Below are 23,326 nucleotides of genomic sequence, written 5' to 3' on the forward strand. Positions count from 1 at the left end.
CTAACATCAGACATTGCCTGAGATAATTTCGGGTTTTTGACCATATTCTTGACTGCTAAATTCTCAACCACAACCGTTTGATTTTCACGAACTAATTGAGTCGTTAGCTTGTGTAAATGGTCTTTTCTGTTATCGGTGATTTGAGCGTGAATCCTTGCTACTTTGATTCTGGCTTTTTCTCGATTTTTTGAGCCTTTCTGTTTTCGAGAAAGATTTTTTTGCGCTTTTCGCAGTCTCCGATAATGCTTTTTAAAGTGCTTAGGATTAGATACTTTATCGCCATCGCTGGTAATTACTAGGCTACTAATTCCTAAGTCAATTCCAATGGCTTTATCTGTTACTGGTAATGGCTTAATTGTTGGGTCATCAAATCTTATTGAGATATGCCAACGTCCAGAAGGATGTAATCTGACTGTTACTGTGCTTGGTTCACAGCTTTCTGGGATTTGTCTTGACCATCGAATAGGTAAGGGTTCTGTGCATTTAGCTAAATAGATTTGTTTGTCTTTGAACTTAAAAGCAGATTTGGTAAATTCGGCACTTCCTCCTTGATGTTTTTTCTTAAAGCTAGGATACTTAGTACGACCAGCAAAGAAATTAGTGAAAGCTGTTTGTAAATGTCTTAACCCTTGTTGTAAAGGTACACAGCTTACTTCATTGAGAAAGTCTAATTCTTCTTGTTTTTTCCAATCGGTTAGCATTGAAGAAGTTTGAGCGTAGCCTACTCTTTCTTGCTTTTCGTACCAAGCTTGTGTTCTGAGATGGAGTGCCTTATTGTAAACCAATCTTACACATCCCAAAGTGCGCCGCAATAGCGACTCTTGTGTTGGTGTGGGGTAAAATCGGTAGCGATAGCTTTTCCATGTCTCACATTTTAGCATATATTTCGTAAATGTGCTAATATTTAACAGTAAAGCCGTCGTAGAACGACGGGGTTTCAGACCCAAATTTTCGATGACCAAAAGAGAGCTAACGATAACCAATACCTGCCCATCGGGTAGTTATTATATACAGCCGAAATTTAAAATGGCTATCCAAATGAACGATTTATTTCCAATTTTTACCCTCGTCAAAACTCCCCCTCTCGATCGCCCGATGACTCCCCTTCTTGAAACCCCAGAAGCCTATCTCTATAAAATTGAGTAGAAATAACTCAACCGTGATAGCGCAATTTGCTGGGGATATTCTTAGGAAGTTTTCCTTTTGGGGAGTCGGTTGTCGGTAGTCAGGAATAAGCTGTACTGCATTTAAACCAGTTATTGATTTTAGTACAAATGCTCACCACCCTCTGCCTGCTCCCATGCACTCTTAACAAGTGCTTTAGATAGTCAACAGCTTACTGCGGATGATTACCTCACCTTGGCGGCGTATTATTGACAATATTGAGCGCATAAAGGCGAAAACGCTCTAGATCAGCTTGCAGGGTTGATTCTACCACTCGACCGAGGAAAAGATTATCCATCAATTTTCCTAACCAACCGGGTATAGCATAGGCTGCTGTCAGTCGCACAATACTCCTACCATGACGATCATAAAAACGAATCGCCCCGCGGTTAGGCAACCCGTCCACGGATTCCCATTGAATAATCTGGTGGGGGACAATTTTCATTATCCGTGACAACCAAGTAAATTCTAGACCACCACTGGCTAACTTCCAACGGGAAAGCTCTGGCTCTTCCTCGATAATTTTCACCGATTCGATCCATTTCATCCAGTGGGGCATTTGTTCTAAATCTGACCAGAGTTCCCAAACCAGATCGATCGGCGCGTCCACTTCTACCTGTACACTATGTTCTAACCAAGTCATTCGTTAATTCTGGCGATGCTGAATATTTCTATGATAACGGCTATTAGTCTTTAGCTTTTCACTCAATGATAAAATAAAAACAATCTTCGAGGTTTAATTGTACTATGTTAATCAGAAAACTGCTCGAATGTGAGGAATTCATCGCCGGTGATCATACCCGATTGCGCGAGTTATTGCATCCCGATAAACAGCCGTTAAATCTACGTTATAGTTTAGCCCACGCGCAGGTAGATGTGGGGGAAACTTCTACTCCCCACGCTTTAAAAACTGCGGAAGTTTATTATATTCTGCAAGGACAAGGGGAAATGCACATCGATGAGGAAGTGCAATTAGTGACTGTCGGTGCTGCAATTTATATACCTCCTCTAGCTAAACAATATATTCATAATTGTGGAGAGGAACCCTTAGTTTTCTTGTGCATTGTCGATCCTGCTTGGCGACTGGAAGACGAAATTATCTTTGAGTAAAAATAATGAATATTGGCATTATTGGACTGGGTTTAATTGGTGGTTCCTTGGGGTTAGATTTCCGCTCACAAGGTTATAAGGTTTTGGGAGTTTCCCGTCAACAATCCACCTGTGATATCGCTGTAAAAAAAGGAGTGGTAGATGAATCTAGCACCAGTTTAGAATTATTGGCTACTGCCGATTTAATCTTTATCTGTACTCCCATACATTTAATTGTGCCAACTTTGGAAAAATTAACTCCCTATTTAAAAAAACAGGCAATTGTCACCGATGTGGGATCGGTTAAAGGGGCAATTGTGGACAATTGTAGTCAATTATGGCCGAATTTTGTCGGTAGTCATCCCATGGCTGGGAAAACCGAACAGGGAATTAATGCGGCACAATTGGGTTTATTTGTCGATGCCCCATATCTGATTACTCCCCTTGAATCTACTCCTAAATGTGCCGTGAAAATCTTAACTGAAATAGTAGAAAAATTAGGCTGTCAAATTTATTATTCCTCCCCCGAAGAACACGATCGAGCCGTGGCATGGATTTCCCATCTGCCGGTAATGATTAGTACCAGTTTAGTCCAAGCTTGTGGGAAAGAACAAGACCTGAATATTCGCAAATTAGCGGAAAATTTAGCTAGTTCTGGTTTTCGCGATACCAGTCGCGTCGGTGCTGGCAATCCCGAATTAGGTTTAATGATGGCTAAATACAATCGTCAAGCTTTATTGATATCCTTGAAAAATTATCGGCAAAATCTTGATCAAATTATTGACTATATTACAAGAGAACAATGGCAGGAACTAGAGGAAATTCTCGTCTCTAGTCATCAATATCGAGCCAATTTTCTTCAATCAAAATAACATTTTTCCCAGCAATTATAACCCAGTGCTGTGTTATAGATTTATCCTCAGTAAACCAAGGCAATAATATGAACACCTTTTTTGACTTTGAAGCCGAATTTGTTGACTCCTTACGTTGCATACCGATGGCCGTGAGAATGAAACTAGATACCTGTGGAGTTAAATTAAAATTATCCCATTGGATGCAGTTAACTCAACCAGAAAGAATGGTATTAGTTAATATGGCTTGTACGACGGCAGCAGAAGCCAAAATCTATCGAGATTTTCTGCAAAAATTAATCACGGAAAAAACTGGCAATCCCGCAGGAGAACTAGCAATAGATACCCATCCCGCTTGGCTAGATGATAGCCAGATTCCTGATACAGTCCTAGAAAAAGCTAGAGAATTCCAGATCGAAATTAGTTTAGAACAATGGCAAAAATTGCAACCATCCCAACGGTTTGCCCTGATTAAACTCAGTCGTACCAGTCACGAAAATCTCAACTTCTATCCGGCCCTGAAAGAGTTCCATATAGTCGATGCCTAACTCAAGAACCTATGCCATATTAAGTTTGTTTCTACCTTACTGTCATGACGAGCAAAAAGGCAAGCAAGGGGTATAAAATTAAATAAATTGCAGTAACTTGCTGCTCTCTTAACAAAAATGATAATTAATGAGCATATGCTTGGAAAATAATTATACAGTTTCCATCCAATCAAAAACTTGATTCAATTGCGACAAATCGATTAAACCGTACTGCCATAAAACCATCGGCAAAGAACCCACCGATGCTTCACAGAGACGCACAGCCATATCGAAGGAACGGGGGGAAATAGCTAATTTTTCCAAGAGGAAAGTGCGGAGTTGTTTTTGTTGATGAGCTTCCATGATGTAAGGATCATTGGTAATAATAATCTGATTATTGAATAACTTATCCTCTATTAAAAAGAGATGCTTCCCTCACGGGGATCACCCAATTGGGTGATTTTGTCCAACAATCGGAATAATTTCAGAATTTATTCATAGTATCTCCTACTATCCCGCAATTGCTAGTGGGGATATCAACACTTTCTTTAGTCAGAAAAACGAGAAAGGGGAACTTTTGGGATAAGCTATTGATAACCTAGTTTTTGCTCGAGTAGGAGAGAATTGCCCTCAATGAGTCATGTTCCTAAGGTTTCCGTGATTATTCCTTGCTATAATCAAGGTCGCTATCTTGATCATGCGATCGCATCCGTTTTGGTACAAACATACCAAGGCTTTGAAATCCTCGTCATTGATGATGGCTCCACAGAACCAGAAACCATCGAGATTTTACAAGATTATCAACAGCCAAAAACTAGGATCATCCGCACAGAAAATCAAGGGGTTGCCACAGCGAGAAATCTAGGAATTGCCCAAGCGCAAGGAACCTATATTCTTCCCCTTGATGCTGATGATAAAATTGCCGATTCCTATCTAGAAAAAGCGGTTGCTTTGCTAGAAAGTAATGAGCAATTAGGTATAGTTTATTGCGAAGCGGAATATTTTGGCGATAGACAAGGAATTTGGCCGCTGCCTGAGTATAAATTTCCCGATATATTAGTAGATAATATGATATTTTGCTCCGGTTTGTTTCGGAAATCCGACTGGGAAACTGTGGGGGGCTATAATAGCAATTTAATTTATGGTTGGGAAGATCACGATTTTTGGTTATCTCTGATCGAATTAGGTCGAGAAGTCTATCGTATCCCAGAATTGTTATTTTTCTATCGACAAAAAGCTGATTCTATGAGTCGCTCAATGACCGCAGAACACTATATCTATTCCTACACCCAACTTTTTTATAATCATCCCCAACTTTACTCCCAAAATATCCAAGCCATTTTTACTGCTTTAGTCACCTTAAAAGTCGATATATTCGCTCAGTTAGAACAGGCTAGAGAACGAATTAAACAATTAGAAATTCATGAACAAGAATTGCAACAAGAATTGCAAAAAACCCAATTGGATTATCGAGAAAGAGACGAGGAATTACAAAAAGCTGACAGTAAAATAGCCGCCATGGAAAAAAGTAAATTCTGGCAAATGAGAAGAGCTTGGATTAAAATGCAAAAATTGCTAGGTTTGCTGGAAAAAGACCCAATTTATTCCTAAGGGAACTTCAACGCTAAACAAAGATCGAATCGATTATAATCATTACAGAGTAAGCACTTGACGATTTGACTTCTGGATCACGGTGCCAAGATTTAGATCGTCGATAATTCCTCGCAGGTTGGCGATTCCTCCCTGTTTCATGGTTTCTTCTAGTTCTTTACTTTCGGTTTCCCAGTATTGAGTCTATTTTAGTCGGTCTTTGGGGTTGTAGATTTTGGCATCGGTGAGGACAATGGGGAAGATACGATCATAGAAATCTCCATTTTGTGCGATCTCGATTAACTCGAACATACAGTTACAGGAAAATGGATAATACAATAGGAAAATCTTGGCCAAAGTAGCCAGAAAAATTGATAAGTAGGGAGGCACAATTATTTGTAGGATGGGTTAGCGGTAGCGTAACATAATCGGGCGTTGGGTTTCATGCTTCAACCCAACCTACGTTCATCTTATATTTAATTCCACCCACCTACTTAATATCAAGGGGAGAACTGAAAAAAGCAATTTAGCCGCCGCTACAGCAATTCTGGTGGGGTTAGTATTAAGTAAGGAAATCACCAGAAGCTTATTAAGGGAAGAAATTATGGGCGAATCAGTCATTGATCAGGACATCCAAAAAAAAGGAAGACAATAAGAAGCGGTTGCTTTGATTCTACAACTACTTAACCGTCGTTTAGGTGAAATATCCTCAACTTTAAGCCAACAAATCCAAGAACTATCCCTAGAACAATTAGAAACTTTAGGAGAAGCGCTGCTCGATTTTACCAGCTTGACAGTTCTGACCACTTGGTTATTGAACACAGAAACTTAAATCCCTAGAAGATGTCTGCTCGTCCTGCGTTAAATTTTTAAATACTGGCTTTTTTTGTATTGATTTAACCATGGCTACCAGCGATATCTCCAATTCTACTCACTCATCCCCAAAACCCCTGCCAAAACTGGGACTTTTCACCATGTTTCGCTTAGGACTCTTTCAGATGGGACTAGGTATTATGTCCCTGCTGACTTTGGGGGTTCTCAATCGGATTATGATCGATGAGTTAAAAGTTTTACCCTTTCTCGCCGCAGCTGCGATCGCTATGCACCAGTTTGTTAGTCCAGCACGCATCTGGTTTGGGCAAAGATCCGACGGTAAAACTATTTTTGGTCATCATCGCAGCGGTTATGTCTGGATTGGAGCGGCAGTTTTTACCGCTTTAGCTTTTATTGCTTTGCAGGTAGTTTGGCAATTGGGACTTAGTATTCAAACTTCGGGATGGAATACCATTTCCTACGCCTGGATTGCCCTCTTAGCCTTAATTTTCGCCCTCTACGGACTAGCTTTAAGTGCCAGTTCCACCCCTTTTGCTGCCCTCTTGGTGGATGTGTCCGATGAAGATAATCGATCGCAATTAGTTGGTATAGTTTGGTCAATGTTGATGGTGGGAATCGTCGTCGGGGCGATCGTTAGTTCTCGTCTGCTGGATACTCCCAATATCTGCGGTACAAATATTTTGACCTATGATCCGACTCAATCAGCCCCTATAGCCAATATTCCGCAACTACAGGCGAATATTAACCCCGTGTTCGCAATTATGCCCGCTATCGTTTTCGTTCTCTGTATTTTAGCGACTTTTGGCGTAGAAAAAAAATATTCTCGTTTTAGTAGTCGGTCCACTCTTGTGCAAAGAGAGGATCAAATTACCTTCAAGGATGCGTTACAGGTTCTCACCGCTAGTCGGCAAACCGGTTTATTTTTCACTTTTCTGCTGATGATGACTTTGAGTTTATTTATGCAGGATGCAATTATGGAACCTTTTGGGGGCGAGGTTTTTGGGATGTGTATCGCCCAAACCACCCAATTAAACGCTTTTTGGGGAACCGGAACCCTTTTTGGTATCGCTGCCACGGGATTTATGCTCATTCCCCGCGTCGGTAAACAAAAAACCACTAAATATGGCTGTATTTTTGCAACAATTTGTTTTATTCTGTTGATTTTTGCTGGATTTTCTGCTAACCAAAGTTTATTAAAATCAAGCTTGCTCTTTTTCGGTTTAGCTTCGGGAATGATTACTGCTGGGGCTACCAGTTTAATGTTAGATTTAACCGCTGCCGAAACTGCGGGAACTTTTATCGGCGCTTGGGGATTATCACAAGCGATCGCCCGGGGATTAGCCACGGTTTTAGGCGGTACGATTTTAAATATCGGTAAAGTTATCTTTTCTAGTCCAGTTTTAGCCTATAGCTTAGTTTTCCTCCTGCAAGCATTGGGAATGATCCTAGCAGTTTGGTTATTAAGTCGCGTCGATGTCAAGGAATTTAAGGAAAATGCCCGAGCAGCGATCGCAACGGTAATAAAAGGGGAGATTGACTAGCAAAAGCAAGAAAAAGTGAGATAACAGGAGAATTAGCCCGATCGGGGGAAGTTACTCAGCAGCTTTTTTCCTATCCTAAAAGTAGAGAAGAAAACGAAAGAGGAGGCTAAAACGATGAAAAGGACTTTAATGATTGCCCTAGGTTCCCTAGCTTCCTTACTGCTGATTAACCCCGTCGGTGCGGAAAATCCCCGACAGGTACAACAATTATTGAATACGCGGGAATGTCCGGGCTGTGATCTCCGCGGTGCAGATTTAAGAGGGGCGCATCTAATCGGCGCAGATTTGAGAAAAGCGAATTTACAAGGAGCTAATCTGGAGGAAGCTAACTTAGAGGGCGCAGATTTGACCGGTGCCAACCTAGAAGGTGCAAATTTGACCGCAGTTTTTCTGACTAATGCCAGTTTGAATCAAGCTGATCTCGATGGAGTTAATTTCACCAGCGCCGTGATTTATGATGCTGATGTGACGGGTGCATCGATGGAGAGAATTAACTTGACAAATGCTCAGATTTATGGTACAGGCATCGCTGTTGGTGGTGGCAATCCCTAGATAGGGTTGGCTGAATGAATCTAAAAACCTTGTGGGGTGAGACTTTTAGACTTTTTTTATTAACGATCGCTTTTGATAATTTCCCCGATTGACTCTCATCGGGATTATGGGACATCCGGCGCGAGAATCAACAATTGTCCCTCCTTATCCTCGCGAATGGCTAGAATCGCCGGACGTTCATTTTCTGCCGACTGGGGGGATAACCCGCGAAAAACATAAGTCCAATTGTTATTTTGGATTAATAACCGCCAGACTCGCGGGGGATTAACTTTACTATCATTCGTTTCTTTTCCCCGCAGCTCTTCGAGTAATTTAGTCTCACCAATAATTCGATAACCTTTGAGAGAAGGATCGGTAAAAACATCCTCTGGATTCCGACCGATCGCTATCTGTTTTTCTGGTAAAACTAGAGTGATAACTGGTAAGGTAGAAGTATCATTAACTGCATCGCGACGGGCATCGATCGATCCCTGAATTCGAGCTAACCAAAAAAGGATAATTAATAGCCAAATAACAGCGATCAAATCTTTTCGGAGAGATTCGGGAATTCCCCGGACTAATAAACCTAGGAACTGAAATTTTTGATGAAATTTCCGTTTAGATTGACTGACAATTGCATAGGATGGCAGGGGAGACAAAATCCAGAGGGTAAATTGAATCGCAAAGGCAACGGCAACCAGCGCCAGAAACGTTCGCAGCAACGCCCCGAAATCGCCACAGAAGACCTGTATCGGCACAAAAAGGAAGGAACGAACGCAAGGGCAAGTCCAGACGGTTAATCTCAAGGCTAAACCAGCCGAAATAGGCCCACCGATAGATCCATCCCGTAAAATAGAGAAAAATCCCCAGCAAACCGAGAAGACTGGCGAAGGTTCCTAGTATCTGTGTTCCGGGAGGGGGAGAATTCGGAGCGCTCACGGTAAAATGTCCCTGATTGGCGTTTTCGATTGCTATTCTACTCGATCGATCGGGTTCCATCGCCAGTTATTTGTATTTTATCAAGGAGAATAACCATGTCCATCGACGATCCCCGACAAGTTCGTTTGTTAATTGAGAAAATGGAAGCGAGTTTACCAATCCCTGTGCGCGCAACTCCCGAAACGTTAAAACTAGCCGAAACAAAAGGCGAGCGATACAAACCCGATCACCAGTTTTCGATCAATAAAATTTTCTACACGGGAGACGAGGGGGGAATTATTTGTTCCCTAAAAAATGAATTGGGAAAACAAACGGGTCTTATCTGTTCTTTAACCCATCTACGCATCGATAACGATCATCCGTTAGCGGCGGATATTCAATCCTACCAGAAAAAGCGATCAATGCGGATCGCACTACAGGATGGTAAAACCGGAAAAGCCCTCCGTATTGCCAAACAAAACCGCCCGAACAAAGGTTTCGGAAAGTAAAAATATATTGACAAAAACCGCAGGTTGGGTTACGAGTAGCGCTAACCCACCGAATCAAATTATATTCGGGGAATAGGTTCGATCCCCCCTGCCCCCCTTGATAAGGGGGGTGCCGATCCCCCCTGCGCCCTTGATAAGGGGGGTTTCTGATAATTTTTAACGCCTACCTACTTAAAACTTGCTTTTAACACTTAAAGAGCCTCTGCGGTAAAATCTCCCCACGCTTCTCGTCGGGTTTTATCGATATCTTCAGCCGAGGGAGCCTGTCCTAAATCGGCGCATATACCCCATAAAGATGGACGGGGTTGATTAATTTCTGCCGATTCCGATGCCATTTCTGCGGTAATTTTTTCGAGCAGTTGCCGTTTCTCGATCGCGGATAATTTTTCCGCCCACCGCATTAGCTCTTGTAGAGTCATATTTCTATCGCTTACCGCATAAAGGAGTACCTTCATAAGTTTTAACATAAAGAGAAGATAAAACGCTTCCCCTTTGACAATCCCGACGCTAAAATATGGAAAAAACCCTCTAGAAAAAACCGCAGGTTGGGTTACTGTTACTCCTAACCCACCGCATCCAAGATCGAAAACAGAACCAACTAAATCCCGATCATTCAGGCAAGGTAAAGATGAAAAAACTCTACCCAATAATAACCGCAACTAGCCTAGTTTTTATCGCCTCTCTTGCTGGCTATCATCTACCAGCCACCGGCGATAGATCTCCCGTAATCCCCGTATTCATGCCGGATGATACAAAAGTATCTTTAAAAAATGGCACTTCTCTATCTGGGAGATTAATCAAGTTCGATTCTCCAACAAAAATGATCGCTTTAGGGAGAGAATCAAAAACAAAAGAAGTGGCAATGAAAGAGATCAAACAGATAGAGTTTCAAGGCAAAGTAATTATCAAAAGCGGAGAGCTTGTTATTCGCGGGACAGAGGGATCAAGCAATCCAAACCAGAATAGACAAAGCTGGACGGAACCCCTACAGAACTTCAAAATTATTGATGTTAATCAAGGAAAAGCGGAAGTAACTTTAACCTCGCTAGATCCTCTAGAAATAAGGGGGATCGAAGGGGTAGCGATTAAGAGTTCCTACGTTGTCGAGGAAATTAAATTCAACCCCTCGGACAAAATTGAGATTCAAGTAAACCCGCATTAAAATTTACAAAAGAGAGGTCTATTTTTTAGGCAATTAAGGAAGACTTTAAATGGGAAAGTTGGCTGATGTATTGTTCGATTATTTTTGGTGATAGTGGATCGTTTAAGGTCGGATTAGCGAGGTAAAAAATGATGTCATTGATGAGATTTTCCTCATCTGTTTTATATGCGATATCTTCTCTGCATTCGATGGCATCGGCCCAGTTTTCTAAGTCGGTGGCAGATAGAGCGTTATTAAGATAGCGATCGAGAATATCGATCAGATGCTCTTTTTTTAGGGTGATAATTGCTTCGCTACTGTCCCAAGGAAAGGTTTTTAGGATAGGGAGGATAGTTGATAGGGGTTGGTCAAAGTTGACTAGGGCGTTGAGGTATTCTTGTCTATTTTTCATGGGTATTTTTGTTTGATGTGAACAATAGAACCGTTGGGGGCGTAGGTTGTTTTGGTGTAAAAGAGAGTGATTCCGTCCGCATCAATTTGTTTTTCGTAGGTTGCATAGGAACCGGAAATATTTTTGGCGGGAACGTCCGATTGAAATGCTTTGCCACCGTTGGGAAGATTATAGATCCGAATTGGGGTAGCATGACGGGGAAGGCGTTTTTGAAAGCGGTTGAGGTTGTCTAGTTGGGCTGGGGTTAAAGATGTCACCATATAGTAATTATAATCTTTATTGCCTTGGCGGTTGCTATATGAAAATGGACTATGATCGAGCCGCTAATGCCGCTTATATTCGTCGTTTTGAGGGAAAGGTTATCGATTCTGAGGAAGTAGCGCTGGGGATTGTCTATGATTACAATGAGACGGATAGGATTGTGGGGATTGAGATTTTAGGAGTCAAACAGAGAAGGGCCGAACAATTCAAAAATATTGATTTTCCGTTGGAAGAGAGTGAAAAACAAGAGATTAGACAATGGTTCGGAAAGTTAATACTAAATTGTTAAGTGATGTGAGAAATTCAGGAAATATGAAAGGTGCTATAATTGATATATTTACTCAGTCAAAAAACGATGATTAAGTTAAAAGTCACAACGGTAGGGAACTCTATGGGGGTGATTTTCCCGAAAGAGTTGGTGGAGAAGCTGCGCCTTAGTAAAGGCGATATGCTCTACGTCTTGGAAACGCCGAATGGCTTTGAGCTTACACCCTACGACCCCGAATTTGTCCAGCAAATGGAAGTGGCGGAGGAAGTGATGCGCGAAGACTGGAATGTTTTGAGAAAGCTGGCAACTTAGGCTCATGAACCAGCTAATCTGGATAGCTGATGGGGTAGCTCTCGCGATTCATCACCACCAAATAGCCGAGCATGGTGGATTAGAGGGTATTCGAGATGAGGGGTTGCTAGAAAGCGCACTTTCCCGACCGCAAAATTTTCTGGCTTATTCTGAGTCGCCTCCTGACATGGCTTCTTTGGCAGCAGCCTACGCTTACCCAGGGAACAGCAAGAAATGTTAATCGAGTCAGGGGAGAATATCAGGAATTGAGAGCTTGTTCCTGTGGTTATGATTGCCGCATCATTTTCTATTTAGAACGAGACGAGAAAACTCAAACAGATAGGATAGTTTTGATTAACATTGGAACTCATGATGAGGTGTATTAACTAATAACTGATAGCGGAAATAACTATGAATCCCAAATTTTACGCCTTACTTACTCTTTCTCTGGTGGCTACCGTCACCCTACCAGTTGTTAACGGGAAACTCTCCTCTCTCGTCCCTGCGGTAATAGCGCAAAATACGGACGCGAGGAAAGCCTAAAATTGTTAAGTGATGTGAGAAATTCAGGAAATTTTCTGCAATGCCCGACCTTTTTCTCTCCGTAAGCTACAGACGAAAAATGGCAACATCAGCATCTATCAGTAATTTTTGATGAGCCTCAATTTCACTCTTTGTCCAAGCTGTCTTTGAGCCTATCTCTTGAGTTAATAAAACTGAAGATTTTTGATAGAGCGGTTTTTTAGTAGAAAAATTGTCGTTGCCTCCAATACTATTTTGTGCAGGGTCTAAAATAGTAAGATTGCCAAGAGAATTTTTGAGTTGGTCAAGCTCATTATCTTGGTCAGATTCACTGACGTTACGAGGATATATATGTTCGATCGATGTGCCAGCAAAGTCATATAATCTGCTTTTGTCAAGACATATAGACTCACCACTTGCACCGTCTTTGTACCATTGATAGTAATACTCAATTGTCATTAAAAAATATTTTAGAGGCTTGTTGCTACCACCAGATTCTTGATATTCAAGGGTAACTAGGTTATCCCTGAATTTTTGATCTGATGCCTTTGATTCCATAAGTTTTTGTAGCTCATTTCTGAGATTATTAACATTATAATTATTGGGATTTTTGCGAATATTAAGAGCCTCTTTGGCGTAGATATTTTTAAGCGGTGTTATGTGTTGATTACATACTATTTTATACCGAAAGAATACCTTTTCTAAAATATTAACTATTTCTGAGAATGATTTTTGATTGAGTTCAGATGCTGCCAGTAATAAAGGAATTGATAAAGTATGTCCAAGTTCAACTATAAGAATGTTCAAACGAGTTTTATCCCAACTGGTTAGAGGTTGCCGAAGTTCATACAACCATTCTCCTTTTACCAGTTTTCTACACTTAAAAATGTCTTCGTGAGTCTTTTTTACTACTTGATAAATTTTTTCGGCATCATCTTCTGTAAAATTTTGTTTCTTATGTTGTGGGAAAAATTTATCAAGAAACATATCAAAAACGGCATTCTGTTTTGGTCTATTACCTTGATAAGAATCATAAATCCAATTTAAATAATCAGTTGTGTCGGTTGGTGAATCGGACAGGATATTGTCCCATAATTTTTCTACAGAATCTTGGTTTCTGGAATAGCCTTCGAGAAGTTCCAATGTTTTAGCTCTTAATAAATCTCCATCTGTAAGATTGGTTCCTCGATCATTAATAACTTGAAAAAGTCTAAAAGCATCCTCTCTATTTTCAGTTACCATGTGCAAAATTGTAAAATCATTGTCTAATATATTTTGAATAATTTCGAGATCATCTATCTTGTTTTCTATTCTGTGATGACCATTGATTATTCTTTGGATTTCATCTAATAAAGTTTTATGTGCAAATGAAATTTTATTGTGTGAGTCTCTTGAGGGAGATGGATTTATATTACGAATCAAGTCTTTATAGAAAGGGCTGTCGGCCGTTGAAAGTGTTAAAACTTCCACAGGGGTTACTTGTCTCTGAATCTCTTGATCGAATTCAATAAATCTGTTTGACAAATCTTGAATACGTTTGTTGATAATTGATACTAAATCATTTTCCCCTGGTGACTGTTGAGCCTCTGATTTTAGGTTCTGATAAGTTTGAATCATACAAGCAACCAACAAAGCAAATGTAGCTATTCTTTGTTGTCCATCAATTATTTCATATTTATGCTGATCAAATGCTCCAACAACAGGGTGTTTGACACTCAGAATGCCACCAAAAAAATGATTTATTGGCGAATCTTGCTTTCTTTTTTCAAAGCAATTAAGTAAATCCTTGATAAAATCTGAGACTGATTCTGATTCCCAGGCATAAGCTCTCTGATATTTAGGAATAAAAAACGTAGATTGACGCTTAAAAAGTACACCGACCGATGTGTATGTGGGTTCAATCTTCATAACTCATCTAAGCCTATAAAACATTTCAGTACAGTATCTAGAACGGGAAAAGAACTAACTGAGCCTATTCAATGCTAACATACCCCAGCAGGCGAAGACAAGTCCTCTGAGGCAATTAATTCGATTATGATGGCTGAATTCTATCAAAATCTCCAGAAAGGAATGAGCAAAAGCGCATCGATGAGAGAGGCAAAATTAAGCCTGATCGAAAAGTATCCCCATCCTTATTTTTGGTCGCTATTTATTTTGATTGGAGATGCTAATTAGGTAGGCGTTAAAAAAATTATCAGACACCCCCCTTATCAAGGGGGGACTAAGGGGGGATCGAACCTAAAATCCATTTTTAATTTAATTATAACCAGCTACTTAATTAAGCAGCCGATAACAACTCTTGATCGCTGATAATCAGGATTATTTCCTAACTTTTAACTGCCGACATCTGCCGCATTTCTAAATACACTAATAAAGCGTTAATATCGGCGGGATTGACTCCGCCAATGCGCGAGGCTTGGCCGATGGTGGCGGGTTTGATTTTTGTTAATTTTTCCCTGGATTCCATTGACAAAGTTTCGATTTTCATGTAGTCAATATCTGGGGATAAATGACGGTTACTGTGGCGACTAATTTGGTCAATTTGATTTTGTTGTCGCTTCAAATAACCGGAATATTTAATCTCAATTTCTACCCCTTCTCTTTCGGCTAAATTTAAATCGGGATTACCTAAACCATAACGATCAAGATCGAGATAATGGAAGCTAGGACGACGCAGTAAATCCGCTAAAGAGAGAGAACCTTTAATTTTTTGTTCTGTATCCTTAACGATGGCGATTGCCACCTCATCCCGTTCTTTAATTCTCGTTTCGTGTAGGCGTTCTTTTTCAGCGATCATATTAGCCTGTTTCGTTTGGAATAATTGCCAACGCCGGTCATCAATTAAACCAATTTCTCGCCCTAAAGGTGTTAATCTTTGATCGGCATTATCCGATCGCAATACTAAGCGATATTCAGAACGACTGGTTAACATTCGATAGGGTTCCCGCAGATCCTTGGTACACAAATCATCGACCAAAGTTCCTAGATAACTTTCCTCCCGGGGAAAAACAATTAACTCTTTTCCTAAAGCAAATCTTGCCGCATTAATACCCGCCACCAGTCCCTGGGCTGCCGCTTCTTCATAACCGGTTGTGCCGTTAATTTGTCCCGCACAAAATAACCCCTCAATCTTCTTCGTCATCAGGGTTGGATAACACTGAGTTGCTGGTAAATAATCGTATTCCACTGCATAGGCAGCCCGCAACATCACACAGTTTTCTAAACCGGGTAAAGTCCGCAGCATTGCTAATTGAACATTTTCCGGCAGTCCCGTTGAAAAGCCTTGGATATAAAGTTCGGGAATATCGCGCCCTTCCGGTTCAATAAAAATTTGATGACTTTCTTTATCGGCAAAACGGACGATTTTATCCTCAATACTGGGACAATAACGCGGTCCTTTGGAGTCAATAAAACCGCCATAAATGGGGGATAAATGTAAATTATCTCTGATTAATTGATGAGTTGCCGCCGTGGTGCGGGTGAGATGACAGTTCATTTGTTCTCGTTCGATCCACACCTCCGGATCAAAACTAAACCAACGTACCTCGTCATCGGGCGGTTGCGGTTCCATGCGGGAGTAATCCACCGAACGCTTATCCACACGGGCAGGAGTGCCAGTTTTTAGGCGACCAGTCTCGAATCCGAGACGATTTAGGGTTTCTGTTAAACCCACCGCCGCAAATTCGCCCGCGCGTCCGGCGGCCATGGATTTGCCGCCAATCCAGATTTTGCCGCCTAAAAAAGTGCCAGTGGTTAAAATGACGGCTTTAGCGGCGAAACAAGTGCCGAAATAGGTTTCTACCCCTAAAACTTGCTCATTTGCCCCTAAAATCAGGTCTGTGGCCATGCCTTCCCGAATAACGAGATTTGCTTGGGTTTCGACGATACCTTTCATCACCGCCGCGTATTCCCGTTTGTCGGTTTGGGCGCGTAGGGCCCAGACTGCCGGTCCGCGAGAGGCATTAAGAACCCGTTTTTGCAGATAGGTGCGGTCGGCCATTTTGCCAATTTCGCCGCCTAAAGCGTCCACTTCGTGGGTTAATTGGGATTTAGCTGGACCACCGACGGCGGGGTTACAGGGTTGCCAAGCGATTTTATCGAGATTAAGGGTGAGGAGAAGGGTACGACAACCGAGACGGGCGCAAGCTAGGGCCGCTTCACAGCCGGAATGGCCCGCCCCGACGACGATGACATCAAATTCATCTTGAAAGTCTGCGGCTGAGGAGAAAGTCATACTCGATCGAGGGGAAAATTAATTAATCAGGCTAATATTCTAGCAATTTTTCTGAGTTTTCCCTCAAATACAATACAAAAATACTAACTAAAATCATTGAATACCATCAAAGCGATCGCATAAATCTAAAAACAATCTATATAATTCCTATTTAACCTTGCCTTTTCAGGGCATTACTGGCTAAGTATTATAGGTGCTTATCATAAGTAGGGAGGCACAATTATTTGTAGGATGGGTTAGCGGTAGCGTAACATAATCGGGCGTTGGGTTTCATGCTTCAACCCAACCTACGTTCATCTTATATTTAATTCCACCCACCTACTTATCTTCACGATCGTTTAAAGATTATAATCATGGATTTACTTGCCAATCCCGTTGCTTTGTCGCGGATACAATTCGCCATCACCGCTATTTTTCATATGCTTTGGCCGGTGTTAACCACTGGTATGGGCATTTATCTAGTCATTGTCGAAGGATTATGGCTAAAAACCCGCAATCCTGACTACTATCATCACGCTCGCTTCTGGTCAAAACTCTACATTCTCAATTTCGGCATTGGAGTTGCTTCTGGTTTACCCATGGCCTTCCAGTTTGGCATGAATTGGGCGCCTTTTTCGGAAGCGGTGGGGGACTTTTTCGGAACTATCCTCGGTTTCGAGGGAACCATGGCCTTTATGCTAGAGGCTAGTTTTCTAGGAATTATGTTGTTTGGTTGGGGACGAGTTCCCCCGTTAATTCACTTCCTAGCGACAATTCTCGTCGCTTTTGGGGCTAATCTTTCCACTTTCTGGATTTTAACCGCTAATTCTTGGCTGCAAACCCCCGCCGGTGGCATCTTCGTGGATGGTAAATTTATCGTTCAGGATTACCTACAAGCGATTCTCAATCCCTTCATGGTTAATAGTTTCCTGCATATGTTTTTCGCTACTCTGGAAACTTCTCTTTTCGTCATTGGTGGTATTAGTGCTTGGTATTTGCTCAATAAACGTCACATTAGCTTTTTTAGTCGTTCTCTCAAAATTATTCTTACTCTAGCGATTGTTATCGCCCCCTTGCAAATTTTTGTCGGTCATCTTAGTGCCGAACAAGTGTATCACTATCAACCGGCTAAATTAGCCGCCATGGAAGCGCAATGGGAAACCATTCCTGCGGGAGAAACTGCCGGTTGGAGTTTGGTTGCTTTACCCAAGGATAAAGCGGAGACAAATAGCTGGGAAGTGAAGATTCCTAATGCTTTGGGTTATCTTTTGGAATTAAAACCCAAGTTATCGGAACCTGTTCTCGGCTTAAAAACGTGGAAATACGAAGACAGACCGCACATGGTGGGGCTAATCTATTATTCCTTCCGGATTATGGTCGCTATCGGTCTTTTTCTCGCGTCTTTAATGGCTGTAACTGTCGGGCAATGGCTGCGCGGTCAATTATCTAACGAAAAAATCGACAGTCAAAAATGGTTACTACGCGCTTGGGTTTTTGCGGCCCCTCTGGGTTATCTTGCGGTTGAAACCGGTTGGATTGTCCGTTGTGTCGGTCGTCAACCCTGGACGGTTTACAATCAAATCCGGACGGTGGATGCTGCTTCTAAACTGCCCGCAGGCGAGATTTTAACCTCTTTAATCGGAATTACGGCGATTTATGTCGTTTTCTTGGTTTCTGCTCTCTATTTTGGCAGTCTTATTATCCGTCAGGGACCCAATCTTAACTTACCACTGCCGGGGACTCAAGAGGAAAAAGTGACCTCACAGGAAGCGAATCCCCGTTCCCTAGAAGCGCAACAATAGGAGGAACTATGGAACCTTTACAGTATTTTTTGCCGCAAATTTGGTTTTTTATTCTGGGTTTATTCCTGTTTCTCTACGTCCTCCTCGATGGTTTTGACTTGGGAGTGGGAATTCTTTCCCTGACTTCCTCCTCCGAGAAGCGTCGCAGTATTTTAATGACCAGTTTGGGCAATGTTTGGGATGCTAACGAAACTTGGATTGTTTTGATGGGGGGTTCCCTGTTTGGGGCGTTTCCCCTAGCTTACGGGACAATTTTAAACGCTTTATACCTGCCAGCAGTGATTATGGTGGTGGGGCTGTTATTTCGGGCTGTTTCCTTCGAGTTTCGTGAACATTCTCGTCGCAAGTTGTTCTGGAATTATGCCTTCGGACTCGGCAGTTTTTTGGCCGCTTTGGGGCAAGGATTCGCCCTCGGTGCGGTTTTTGAGGGCATTAAAGTGGATGAATTGGGTCATTTTGCTGGCGGCCCCTTTGATTGGTTAACATGGCGATCGATTCTAGTGTCTCTAACTTTAATCCAAGCTTATGTTTTAGTGGGTTCCACTTACCTAATTCTGAAAACTACGGGTAATTTACAGGAAGTTCACTATAAAACGGCAAAAATTGCCGCTATTACCACTTTTATCGGTGCTATCTTTATCACCATCAGTACGCCGCTGCTTTCTGACCATATCCGTCAGCGTTTATTTGACCCTCGACTAATTTACATCTTTATCCTCATCCCGATTTTAGCTGTGGTCTTACTGGGTTTATTACTGCGGAGTTTGCAACTAAAGGAAGAAAACACCCCGATGGTGTGGACAGTATTGCTGTTTATGCTCTCTTTTATCGGTTTGGGATTGTTGATTTTTCCCGATATTATTCCCCCGTCCGTGACAATTTATCAAGCGGCAGCCGCCCCTAGTTCTTTGGTGTTTATGCTGACTTTTGTGGGTTTTTTAATCCCAATTTTACTAGCCTATACAGTTTATAATTACATCGTTTTTCGGGGTAAAATTACTGCTGAATCCTACGGAGAATAGATGACGTTGCCGATTTCAGATATCAATCTTCTTTGGTGAGATTTTTAAGGGGAGACTCTCTAAGCTGATGCTAAACTGAATTTATTCTAGGAGGTCTTTGGGTGTAATTAACTCGTAACGCTCGAAGGGTTGATGAATCCAGGGATTATCGGGGTAATATTCCACATAATAGTCAGGTTTGATTCTTGATGCTGCTTTGTACCAGATCACCGCAGTTTTGATATTGGTAATCCCGTATTTTTCCTGTAACAAAATCGAGGTTTTTTGGAGAGTGATTCCCGAATCGACTAAATCATCCACTAATAATAAGGGACTCTTTAATTGGGCTTCGATCATGGCTAAATTCGAGGAAATAGTTAATTCTCCCCGAATTTGATGATTTTGCCCCCCGTAGGAAGCAGCATAGAGAATGGCTAGGGGTTGACGAAAAAGACGACAGAGAATGTCACCGACGCGCAATCCTCCCTTAGCTAAACAGACAATCTGAGCAAATTGCCAACCAGAACGATCGATTTTTACTGCTAATTTTTCGATCAGACGATGGTATTCATCCCAAGAAACATAAATATCGGCCATATTGTCGATTCTCGATTGATAATTACTTATTTTCGGCAGGTCGATCGCTACTCCAGGCCCACCAAACTCGATCGCATTGACAATGATAGAATTCCTGCCATTTACGACGAGAATCTTCTCCTAAAACGGGAGCGCGGCGATTGATCCAAACGGCCTGAGCTTCTTTAGCTTTGGCGCCACAGTAAGGACAACAAAAATTGTAGGCGTGAACAGCATTCTCTGTCCAGTCAGGGGGAAAGGGACTAAAAGCATCCATAATCTCTAAAATATAAGAGTAATAACTAGAAAAACTGGGTCAATAGACAATCTCCTTGTTTACTTTATCACTAAAAAAATATGGCTAGAGGGGATCAAATATACGCCCATCGGGAATTGCTCAATCTTCAGGGTGTTTATGCCCATCATGGCATCGATTGCGGTGATGGTAGCGTCATTCATTACCGAAAACCGAGCGAGATTGTGGAACGAACTTCCCTAGAAACCTTTGCTAGGGGCGGTAAAATCTATGTGGTGCGCTATGTAGAGGTGGGATTTTCCTTTATCCCCGATGTGGTGGTAGAAAGGGCGCTAAGTCGTCTGGGGGAGCAGAAATATAATCTTCTTTTTAACAACTGCGAACATTTTGCCACTTGGTGTAAGACCGGTATTAGCAAAAGTCAACAGATAGAAGAATTTATCCCGATTATTACCCATTTACAAGCGGTGGGACTCTACGAACCTCTGAAAAAATCCCTCATCGGAGCCGACCCCAACAATGCCCAAACCCTGTTAAAAGGGGCTTTAAGCAATCTTAAGGTCAGTTGGGATGAAATTCAACCCCAGTATAAAAAAGCCATTCAAGAAGCAGAAACATGGAATCGAGTGGCGATCGAAGCTTTAAGCAAAAATCGCGATGATTTAGCCCGGGAAGCCCTGAAACGCAAGGTAGAAGCCAAAAAACAGGCAAAACGCCATCAGGAACAATTGGATCAAATAGCGGCCATGACCGAAAATGTTCTTAAAAGTCTGGTGATTGCTAACGGTTAGTCTGGATGTCAGTAAACTGTTCAGTATCTAAACCTCTGCCAATTGCCTCGGTTGATTCCCCTCCACATCAGGTAATTTTAGTTGCTCGCCATGGAAATCTGGATTATTTTACGTTTTTCAATCGCCGCTGCCATTATCGCTTTAGTTTGCTGGTCTTTAGCCAGTGCCGTGCGCGATAGTTGGCAAGTTGCCCGACGGATGCACTCCATCCCTTGCTCCCACTGCCGCTACTTTACCAACGATTATCGCCTCAAATGTAGTGTACAACCCCGGAGCGCCAACACCGAACAAGCGATCGACTGTGGCGATTATTTTCCTGAGGCCTAGTTTGCCATAATACCGAAAAGCTTTTCGAGATGGTGCGAAATTTGCTAGTCTAGGCTAAATAGGTCTGAAATAGTATAGAAACGTGGATACAATTATTGGTCGGGGCAAAACAGCCCGTAGAGCTTACGGTATCGATGAAATCGCACTTGTACCCGGAGTGCGAACCCTCGATCCTAGTTTAGCCGATACCCGTTGGTCTCTCGGCAATATCGAGCGGGAAATCCCGATTATCGCCAGCGCTATGGATGGGGTGGTGGATACTAAAATGGCCGTCCTCCTCTCCGAGTTGGGGGCGCTAGGGGTACTAAACCTCGAAGGTATTCAAACTCGTTACGAGGATCCTAACCCGATTCTCGATCGCATTGCTGCGGTCGGCAAAGCAGAATTCGTCGGTTTAATGCAGGAACTCTACGCAGAACCGATTAAACCGCAACTAATCGAGCTTCGTATCCAAGAAATTCAAGAAAAAGGCGGTATTGCGGCAGTTAGCCTCACCCCTGCCGGTGCCGTCAAATACGGTGCTATTGTTGCCCAAGCAGCAGCCGATATTCTCTTTGTCCAAGCAACGGTTGTTTCCACTGCCCATTTATCCCCGGAAGCTATCACTCCCCTCGATTTAGTGCAACTGTGCCAAGAAATGCCCATTCCCGTGGTTTTGGGCAACTGCGTCACCTATGAAGTCGCCCTTAACCTGATGAAAACTGGGGCAGCCGGGGTTTTAGTCGGTATCGGTCCCGGGGCTGCCTGTACTTCTCGCGGCGTTTTGGGGGTGGGAGTTCCCCAGGCCACTGCTGTGGCCGATTGTGCCGCCGCTAGGGACGATTTTTTCCAAGAAACCGGTCAATATGTCCCCGTTATTGCCGATGGCGGCATTATTACCGGCGGTGATATCTGCAAATGTATCGCCTGTGGCGCCGATGCGGTGATGATTGGTTCTCCCATTGCCCGCTCCTTGGAGGCCCCCGGCCGCGGTTTTCACTGGGGTATGGCCACACCTAGTCCAGTTCTACCCCGGGGAACCCGCATTAGTGTGGGCAGTACGGGAACTATTGCCGAAATCCTCGTCGGACCAGCAAAATTAGATGATGGTACTCATAACCTCCTAGGGGCGCTGAAAACCAGTATGGGGACTTTAGGTGCTAAGAACTTAAAGGAAATGCAACAGGTGGAAGTGGTGATTGCTCCCTCGCTGCTGACGGAGGGTAAAGTCTATCAAAAGGCCCAGCATTTAGGTATGGGTAAATAAAAGTTATCAGTGAACAGCGATCGGTTATCATCAGTGTTAAGTTTTTGATTTGTGCCGGAGATGGATTTTCTGCTTGGGATGACCATGGCCTTCAGGTTCGGTTCTACCGACTCCCACTATCTCAAAAAACTGTTAAATTGGAAGAACCAAAAGGATAGTTTATAAAAAAATTGAGTTAAGGAGATCAAAGGTGTACAGAGAAAACGATCGCCCTCACAATTTATTCGGTACCGATAGTGAATTTTCCGAGAGTTTGTGGCAGTATGTCCAGACCTTAAGTCCGGAGACAATCGCCCAACTCTCGAAACCGGAGTCCCAAGAGGTTTTTCAAGTGATGGAACGCAACATTATCGGACTTTTGGGCAACCTTCCTTCCGAACATTTCGGTGTCACTATCAGTACCAGTCGCGAACATCTAGGCCGGTTATTAGCCTCGGCAATGATGAGTGGTTACTTTCTCCGCAATGCTGAACAGAGAATGAATTTTGAAAAATCCCTCGCTACTCTCCAGAGCGGTTCTAGCGATGGGTGGTGATTCGGTAGTAGTGATGGCGGCTTAATCCTTTGCCAGCTGTGCGTTGTAGTCATGGATAAAATACCAAACAGCCCCAACGTGATTCTCCATTTTTTTAGAGAAAGATAGACTCTCTCTCACCAGCCGAGAA

Annotated in this window: 32 protein-coding genes and 1 pseudogene; 20 read left to right on the forward strand and 13 right to left on the reverse strand. The window is 42.5% G+C overall.

Annotation, left to right across the window (positions count from 1 at the left end):
* Positions 1–881: RNA-guided endonuclease InsQ/TnpB family protein (locus tag IM515_RS21265; protein WP_287698178.1), on the reverse strand; the 881-nt coding region annotated here is incomplete at its 3' end.
* A 473-nt stretch (positions 882–1,354) separates the two neighbouring features.
* Positions 1,355–1,807: an SRPBCC family protein gene (locus IM515_RS21270; protein WP_002771258.1), complete on the reverse strand. Its 453-nt coding sequence runs from the start codon at positions 1,805–1,807 to the stop codon at positions 1,355–1,357.
* 104 nt (positions 1,808–1,911) lie between these two features.
* Here IM515_RS21270 and IM515_RS21275 point away from each other — a divergent pair, with 104 nt between their 5' ends.
* The 3 genes from IM515_RS21275 to IM515_RS21285 all read left to right on the forward strand — a co-directional run bounded on the left by IM515_RS21275 (position 1,912) and on the right by IM515_RS21285 (position 3,652).
* Positions 1,912–2,274: a cupin domain-containing protein gene (locus IM515_RS21275; protein WP_002788376.1), complete on the forward strand. Its 363-nt coding sequence runs from the start codon at positions 1,912–1,914 to the stop codon at positions 2,272–2,274.
* Between the two features lie 5 nt (positions 2,275–2,279).
* A complete protein-coding gene (locus tag IM515_RS21280; protein ID WP_287630481.1) occupies positions 2,280–3,125 on the forward strand; it encodes a prephenate/arogenate dehydrogenase in 846 nt (281 codons plus the stop codon).
* Between the two features lie 68 nt (positions 3,126–3,193).
* Positions 3,194–3,652 carry a nitrate reductase associated protein gene (locus IM515_RS21285; RefSeq protein WP_287630482.1) on the forward strand — a complete coding sequence of 153 codons (459 nt, stop codon included), beginning with the start codon at positions 3,194–3,196 and terminating at the stop codon, positions 3,650–3,652.
* A 150-nt stretch (positions 3,653–3,802) separates the two neighbouring features.
* Here IM515_RS21285 and IM515_RS21290 read toward each other — a convergent pair whose 3' ends face one another.
* The gene (locus IM515_RS21290; RefSeq protein ID WP_002758191.1) at positions 3,803–3,994 is read right to left on the reverse strand and encodes a DUF2949 domain-containing protein; all 192 of its coding nucleotides are present in this window, start codon (positions 3,992–3,994) and stop codon (positions 3,803–3,805) included.
* A gap of 270 nt (positions 3,995–4,264) precedes the next feature.
* On the opposite strand from IM515_RS21290, the gene IM515_RS21295 reads away from it, so the two are divergent.
* Positions 4,265–5,242 carry a glycosyltransferase gene (locus IM515_RS21295; RefSeq protein WP_193960186.1) on the forward strand — a complete coding sequence of 326 codons (978 nt, stop codon included), beginning with the start codon at positions 4,265–4,267 and terminating at the stop codon, positions 5,240–5,242.
* A 183-nt stretch (positions 5,243–5,425) separates the two neighbouring features.
* On the opposite strand, the gene IM515_RS21300 is transcribed toward IM515_RS21295, so the two are convergent.
* A complete protein-coding gene (locus IM515_RS21300) occupies positions 5,426–5,611 on the reverse strand; it encodes a hypothetical protein (RefSeq protein ID WP_287630483.1) in 186 nt (61 codons plus the stop codon).
* Positions 5,612–5,888: 277 nt separating this feature from the next.
* Here IM515_RS21300 and IM515_RS26200 point away from each other — a divergent pair, with 277 nt between their 5' ends.
* The 3 genes from IM515_RS26200 (at position 5,889) to IM515_RS21315 (ending at position 8,148) form a co-directional block, all read left to right on the forward strand.
* Positions 5,889–6,053 (forward strand): DUF4351 domain-containing protein, encoded by a 165-nt coding sequence (locus IM515_RS26200; RefSeq protein WP_425589520.1) that lies wholly within the window; start codon positions 5,889–5,891, stop codon positions 6,051–6,053.
* 70 nt (positions 6,054–6,123) lie between these two features.
* Positions 6,124–7,596 (forward strand): BCD family MFS transporter, encoded by a 1,473-nt coding sequence (locus IM515_RS21310; protein ID WP_287630484.1) that lies wholly within the window; start codon positions 6,124–6,126, stop codon positions 7,594–7,596.
* Positions 7,597–7,710: 114 nt separating this feature from the next.
* Positions 7,711–8,148, forward strand: a complete 438-nt coding sequence (locus tag IM515_RS21315) for a pentapeptide repeat-containing protein (RefSeq protein ID WP_002771275.1) — start codon at positions 7,711–7,713, stop codon at positions 8,146–8,148.
* Positions 8,149–8,252: 104 nt separating this feature from the next.
* Here IM515_RS21315 and IM515_RS21320 read toward each other — a convergent pair whose 3' ends face one another.
* Positions 8,253–8,849 carry a hypothetical protein gene (locus tag IM515_RS21320; protein ID WP_287698176.1) on the reverse strand — a complete coding sequence of 199 codons (597 nt, stop codon included), beginning with the start codon at positions 8,847–8,849 and terminating at the stop codon, positions 8,253–8,255.
* Positions 8,850–9,161: 312 nt separating this feature from the next.
* Here IM515_RS21320 and IM515_RS21325 point away from each other — a divergent pair, with 312 nt between their 5' ends.
* Positions 9,162–9,554: a hypothetical protein gene (locus IM515_RS21325; protein ID WP_287630486.1), complete on the forward strand. Its 393-nt coding sequence runs from the start codon at positions 9,162–9,164 to the stop codon at positions 9,552–9,554.
* A 191-nt stretch (positions 9,555–9,745) separates the two neighbouring features.
* Here IM515_RS21325 and IM515_RS21330 read toward each other — a convergent pair whose 3' ends face one another.
* Positions 9,746–10,009: a hypothetical protein gene (locus IM515_RS21330; RefSeq protein WP_287630487.1), complete on the reverse strand. Its 264-nt coding sequence runs from the start codon at positions 10,007–10,009 to the stop codon at positions 9,746–9,748.
* A 173-nt stretch (positions 10,010–10,182) separates the two neighbouring features.
* Between IM515_RS21330 and IM515_RS21335 the strand changes: the two genes are divergently transcribed.
* Positions 10,183–10,716 (forward strand): hypothetical protein, encoded by a 534-nt coding sequence (locus tag IM515_RS21335; RefSeq protein ID WP_287630488.1) that lies wholly within the window; start codon positions 10,183–10,185, stop codon positions 10,714–10,716.
* Between the two features lie 25 nt (positions 10,717–10,741).
* Here the strand turns inward: IM515_RS21335 and IM515_RS21340 are convergent, their stop codons facing one another.
* Together IM515_RS21340 and IM515_RS21345 are read right to left on the reverse strand one after the other, a co-directional pair.
* The gene (locus IM515_RS21340; RefSeq protein ID WP_287630489.1) at positions 10,742–11,107 is read right to left on the reverse strand and encodes a hypothetical protein; all 366 of its coding nucleotides are present in this window, start codon (positions 11,105–11,107) and stop codon (positions 10,742–10,744) included.
* A complete protein-coding gene (locus tag IM515_RS21345; RefSeq protein WP_287630490.1) occupies positions 11,104–11,367 on the reverse strand; it encodes a hypothetical protein in 264 nt (87 codons plus the stop codon). The genes IM515_RS21340 and IM515_RS21345 overlap by 4 nt, the downstream gene beginning before the upstream one ends.
* Positions 11,368–11,405: 38 nt before the next feature.
* Between IM515_RS21345 and IM515_RS21350 the strand changes: the two genes are divergently transcribed.
* The 4 genes from IM515_RS21350 (at position 11,406) to IM515_RS21365 (ending at position 12,470) form a co-directional block, all read left to right on the forward strand.
* Positions 11,406–11,657 carry a DUF2283 domain-containing protein gene (locus tag IM515_RS21350; protein ID WP_287630491.1) on the forward strand — a complete coding sequence of 84 codons (252 nt, stop codon included), beginning with the start codon at positions 11,406–11,408 and terminating at the stop codon, positions 11,655–11,657.
* Between the two features lie 66 nt (positions 11,658–11,723).
* Complete coding sequence (locus tag IM515_RS21355; protein WP_012267820.1) at positions 11,724–11,948, forward strand: AbrB/MazE/SpoVT family DNA-binding domain-containing protein; 225 nt, start codon at positions 11,724–11,726, stop codon at positions 11,946–11,948.
* Positions 11,949–11,952: 4 nt separating this feature from the next.
* Positions 11,953–12,168 carry a type II toxin-antitoxin system death-on-curing family toxin gene (locus tag IM515_RS21360; protein ID WP_287630492.1) on the forward strand — a complete coding sequence of 72 codons (216 nt, stop codon included), beginning with the start codon at positions 11,953–11,955 and terminating at the stop codon, positions 12,166–12,168.
* 170 nt (positions 12,169–12,338) lie between these two features.
* Positions 12,339–12,470, forward strand: coding sequence for a hypothetical protein (locus IM515_RS21365; RefSeq protein WP_265578834.1), 132 nt, complete (start codon positions 12,339–12,341; stop codon positions 12,468–12,470).
* A 66-nt stretch (positions 12,471–12,536) separates the two neighbouring features.
* On the opposite strand, the gene IM515_RS21370 is transcribed toward IM515_RS21365, so the two are convergent.
* Complete coding sequence (locus IM515_RS21370; RefSeq protein WP_287630494.1) at positions 12,537–14,357, reverse strand: DUF262 domain-containing protein; 1,821 nt, start codon at positions 14,355–14,357, stop codon at positions 12,537–12,539.
* A gap of 129 nt (positions 14,358–14,486) precedes the next feature.
* On the opposite strand from IM515_RS21370, the gene IM515_RS21375 reads away from it, so the two are divergent.
* On the forward strand, positions 14,487–14,624 hold the full coding sequence (locus IM515_RS21375; RefSeq protein ID WP_287687249.1) for a CHAT domain-containing protein: 138 nt from the start codon (positions 14,487–14,489) through the stop codon (positions 14,622–14,624).
* A gap of 151 nt (positions 14,625–14,775) precedes the next feature.
* On the opposite strand, the gene mnmG is transcribed toward IM515_RS21375, so the two are convergent.
* Positions 14,776–16,683, reverse strand: coding sequence for a tRNA uridine-5-carboxymethylaminomethyl(34) synthesis enzyme MnmG (gene mnmG, locus IM515_RS21380; RefSeq protein ID WP_287630496.1), 1,908 nt, complete (start codon positions 16,681–16,683; stop codon positions 14,776–14,778).
* 353 nt (positions 16,684–17,036) lie between these two features.
* Between mnmG and IM515_RS21385 the strand changes: the two genes are divergently transcribed.
* Together IM515_RS21385 and cydB are read left to right on the forward strand one after the other, a co-directional pair.
* Positions 17,037–18,464: a cytochrome ubiquinol oxidase subunit I gene (locus IM515_RS21385; protein WP_287107206.1), complete on the forward strand. Its 1,428-nt coding sequence runs from the start codon at positions 17,037–17,039 to the stop codon at positions 18,462–18,464.
* Positions 18,465–18,472: 8 nt separating this feature from the next.
* A complete protein-coding gene (cydB, locus tag IM515_RS21390) occupies positions 18,473–19,486 on the forward strand; it encodes a cytochrome d ubiquinol oxidase subunit II (protein WP_002792975.1) in 1,014 nt (337 codons plus the stop codon).
* Between the two features lie 81 nt (positions 19,487–19,567).
* Here the strand turns inward: cydB and IM515_RS21395 are convergent, their stop codons facing one another.
* Both IM515_RS21395 and IM515_RS21400 read right to left on the reverse strand, forming a co-directional pair.
* The gene (locus IM515_RS21395; protein WP_287630497.1) at positions 19,568–20,062 is read right to left on the reverse strand and encodes a phosphoribosyltransferase; all 495 of its coding nucleotides are present in this window, start codon (positions 20,060–20,062) and stop codon (positions 19,568–19,570) included.
* 22 nt (positions 20,063–20,084) lie between these two features.
* Complete coding sequence (locus IM515_RS21400) at positions 20,085–20,318, reverse strand: hypothetical protein (RefSeq protein WP_002771307.1); 234 nt, start codon at positions 20,316–20,318, stop codon at positions 20,085–20,087.
* A gap of 80 nt (positions 20,319–20,398) precedes the next feature.
* On the opposite strand from IM515_RS21400, the gene IM515_RS21405 reads away from it, so the two are divergent.
* From IM515_RS21405 to IM515_RS21420, 4 genes are all read left to right on the forward strand, one after another.
* On the forward strand, positions 20,399–21,088 hold the full coding sequence (locus IM515_RS21405) for a lecithin retinol acyltransferase family protein (RefSeq protein ID WP_287630499.1): 690 nt from the start codon (positions 20,399–20,401) through the stop codon (positions 21,086–21,088).
* Between the two features lie 90 nt (positions 21,089–21,178).
* Positions 21,179–21,415 carry a hypothetical protein gene (locus IM515_RS21410; protein ID WP_185238326.1) on the forward strand — a complete coding sequence of 79 codons (237 nt, stop codon included), beginning with the start codon at positions 21,179–21,181 and terminating at the stop codon, positions 21,413–21,415.
* 82 nt (positions 21,416–21,497) lie between these two features.
* On the forward strand, positions 21,498–22,661 hold the full coding sequence (locus IM515_RS21415; RefSeq protein ID WP_287630500.1) for a GuaB3 family IMP dehydrogenase-related protein: 1,164 nt from the start codon (positions 21,498–21,500) through the stop codon (positions 22,659–22,661).
* Positions 22,662–22,851: 190 nt separating this feature from the next.
* Complete coding sequence (locus IM515_RS21420; RefSeq protein WP_287630501.1) at positions 22,852–23,196, forward strand: DUF760 domain-containing protein; 345 nt, start codon at positions 22,852–22,854, stop codon at positions 23,194–23,196.
* A gap of 21 nt (positions 23,197–23,217) precedes the next feature.
* Here IM515_RS21420 and IM515_RS21425 read toward each other — a convergent pair.
* Positions 23,218–23,326: pseudogene (locus IM515_RS21425) on the reverse strand (IS1 family transposase); the annotation flags it as partial.

Origin of the sequence: Microcystis sp. M44BS1, assembly GCF_020244875.1 — a bacterium.
GTDB classification, from domain to species: domain Bacteria; phylum Cyanobacteriota; class Cyanobacteriia; order Cyanobacteriales; family Microcystaceae; genus Microcystis; species Microcystis panniformis.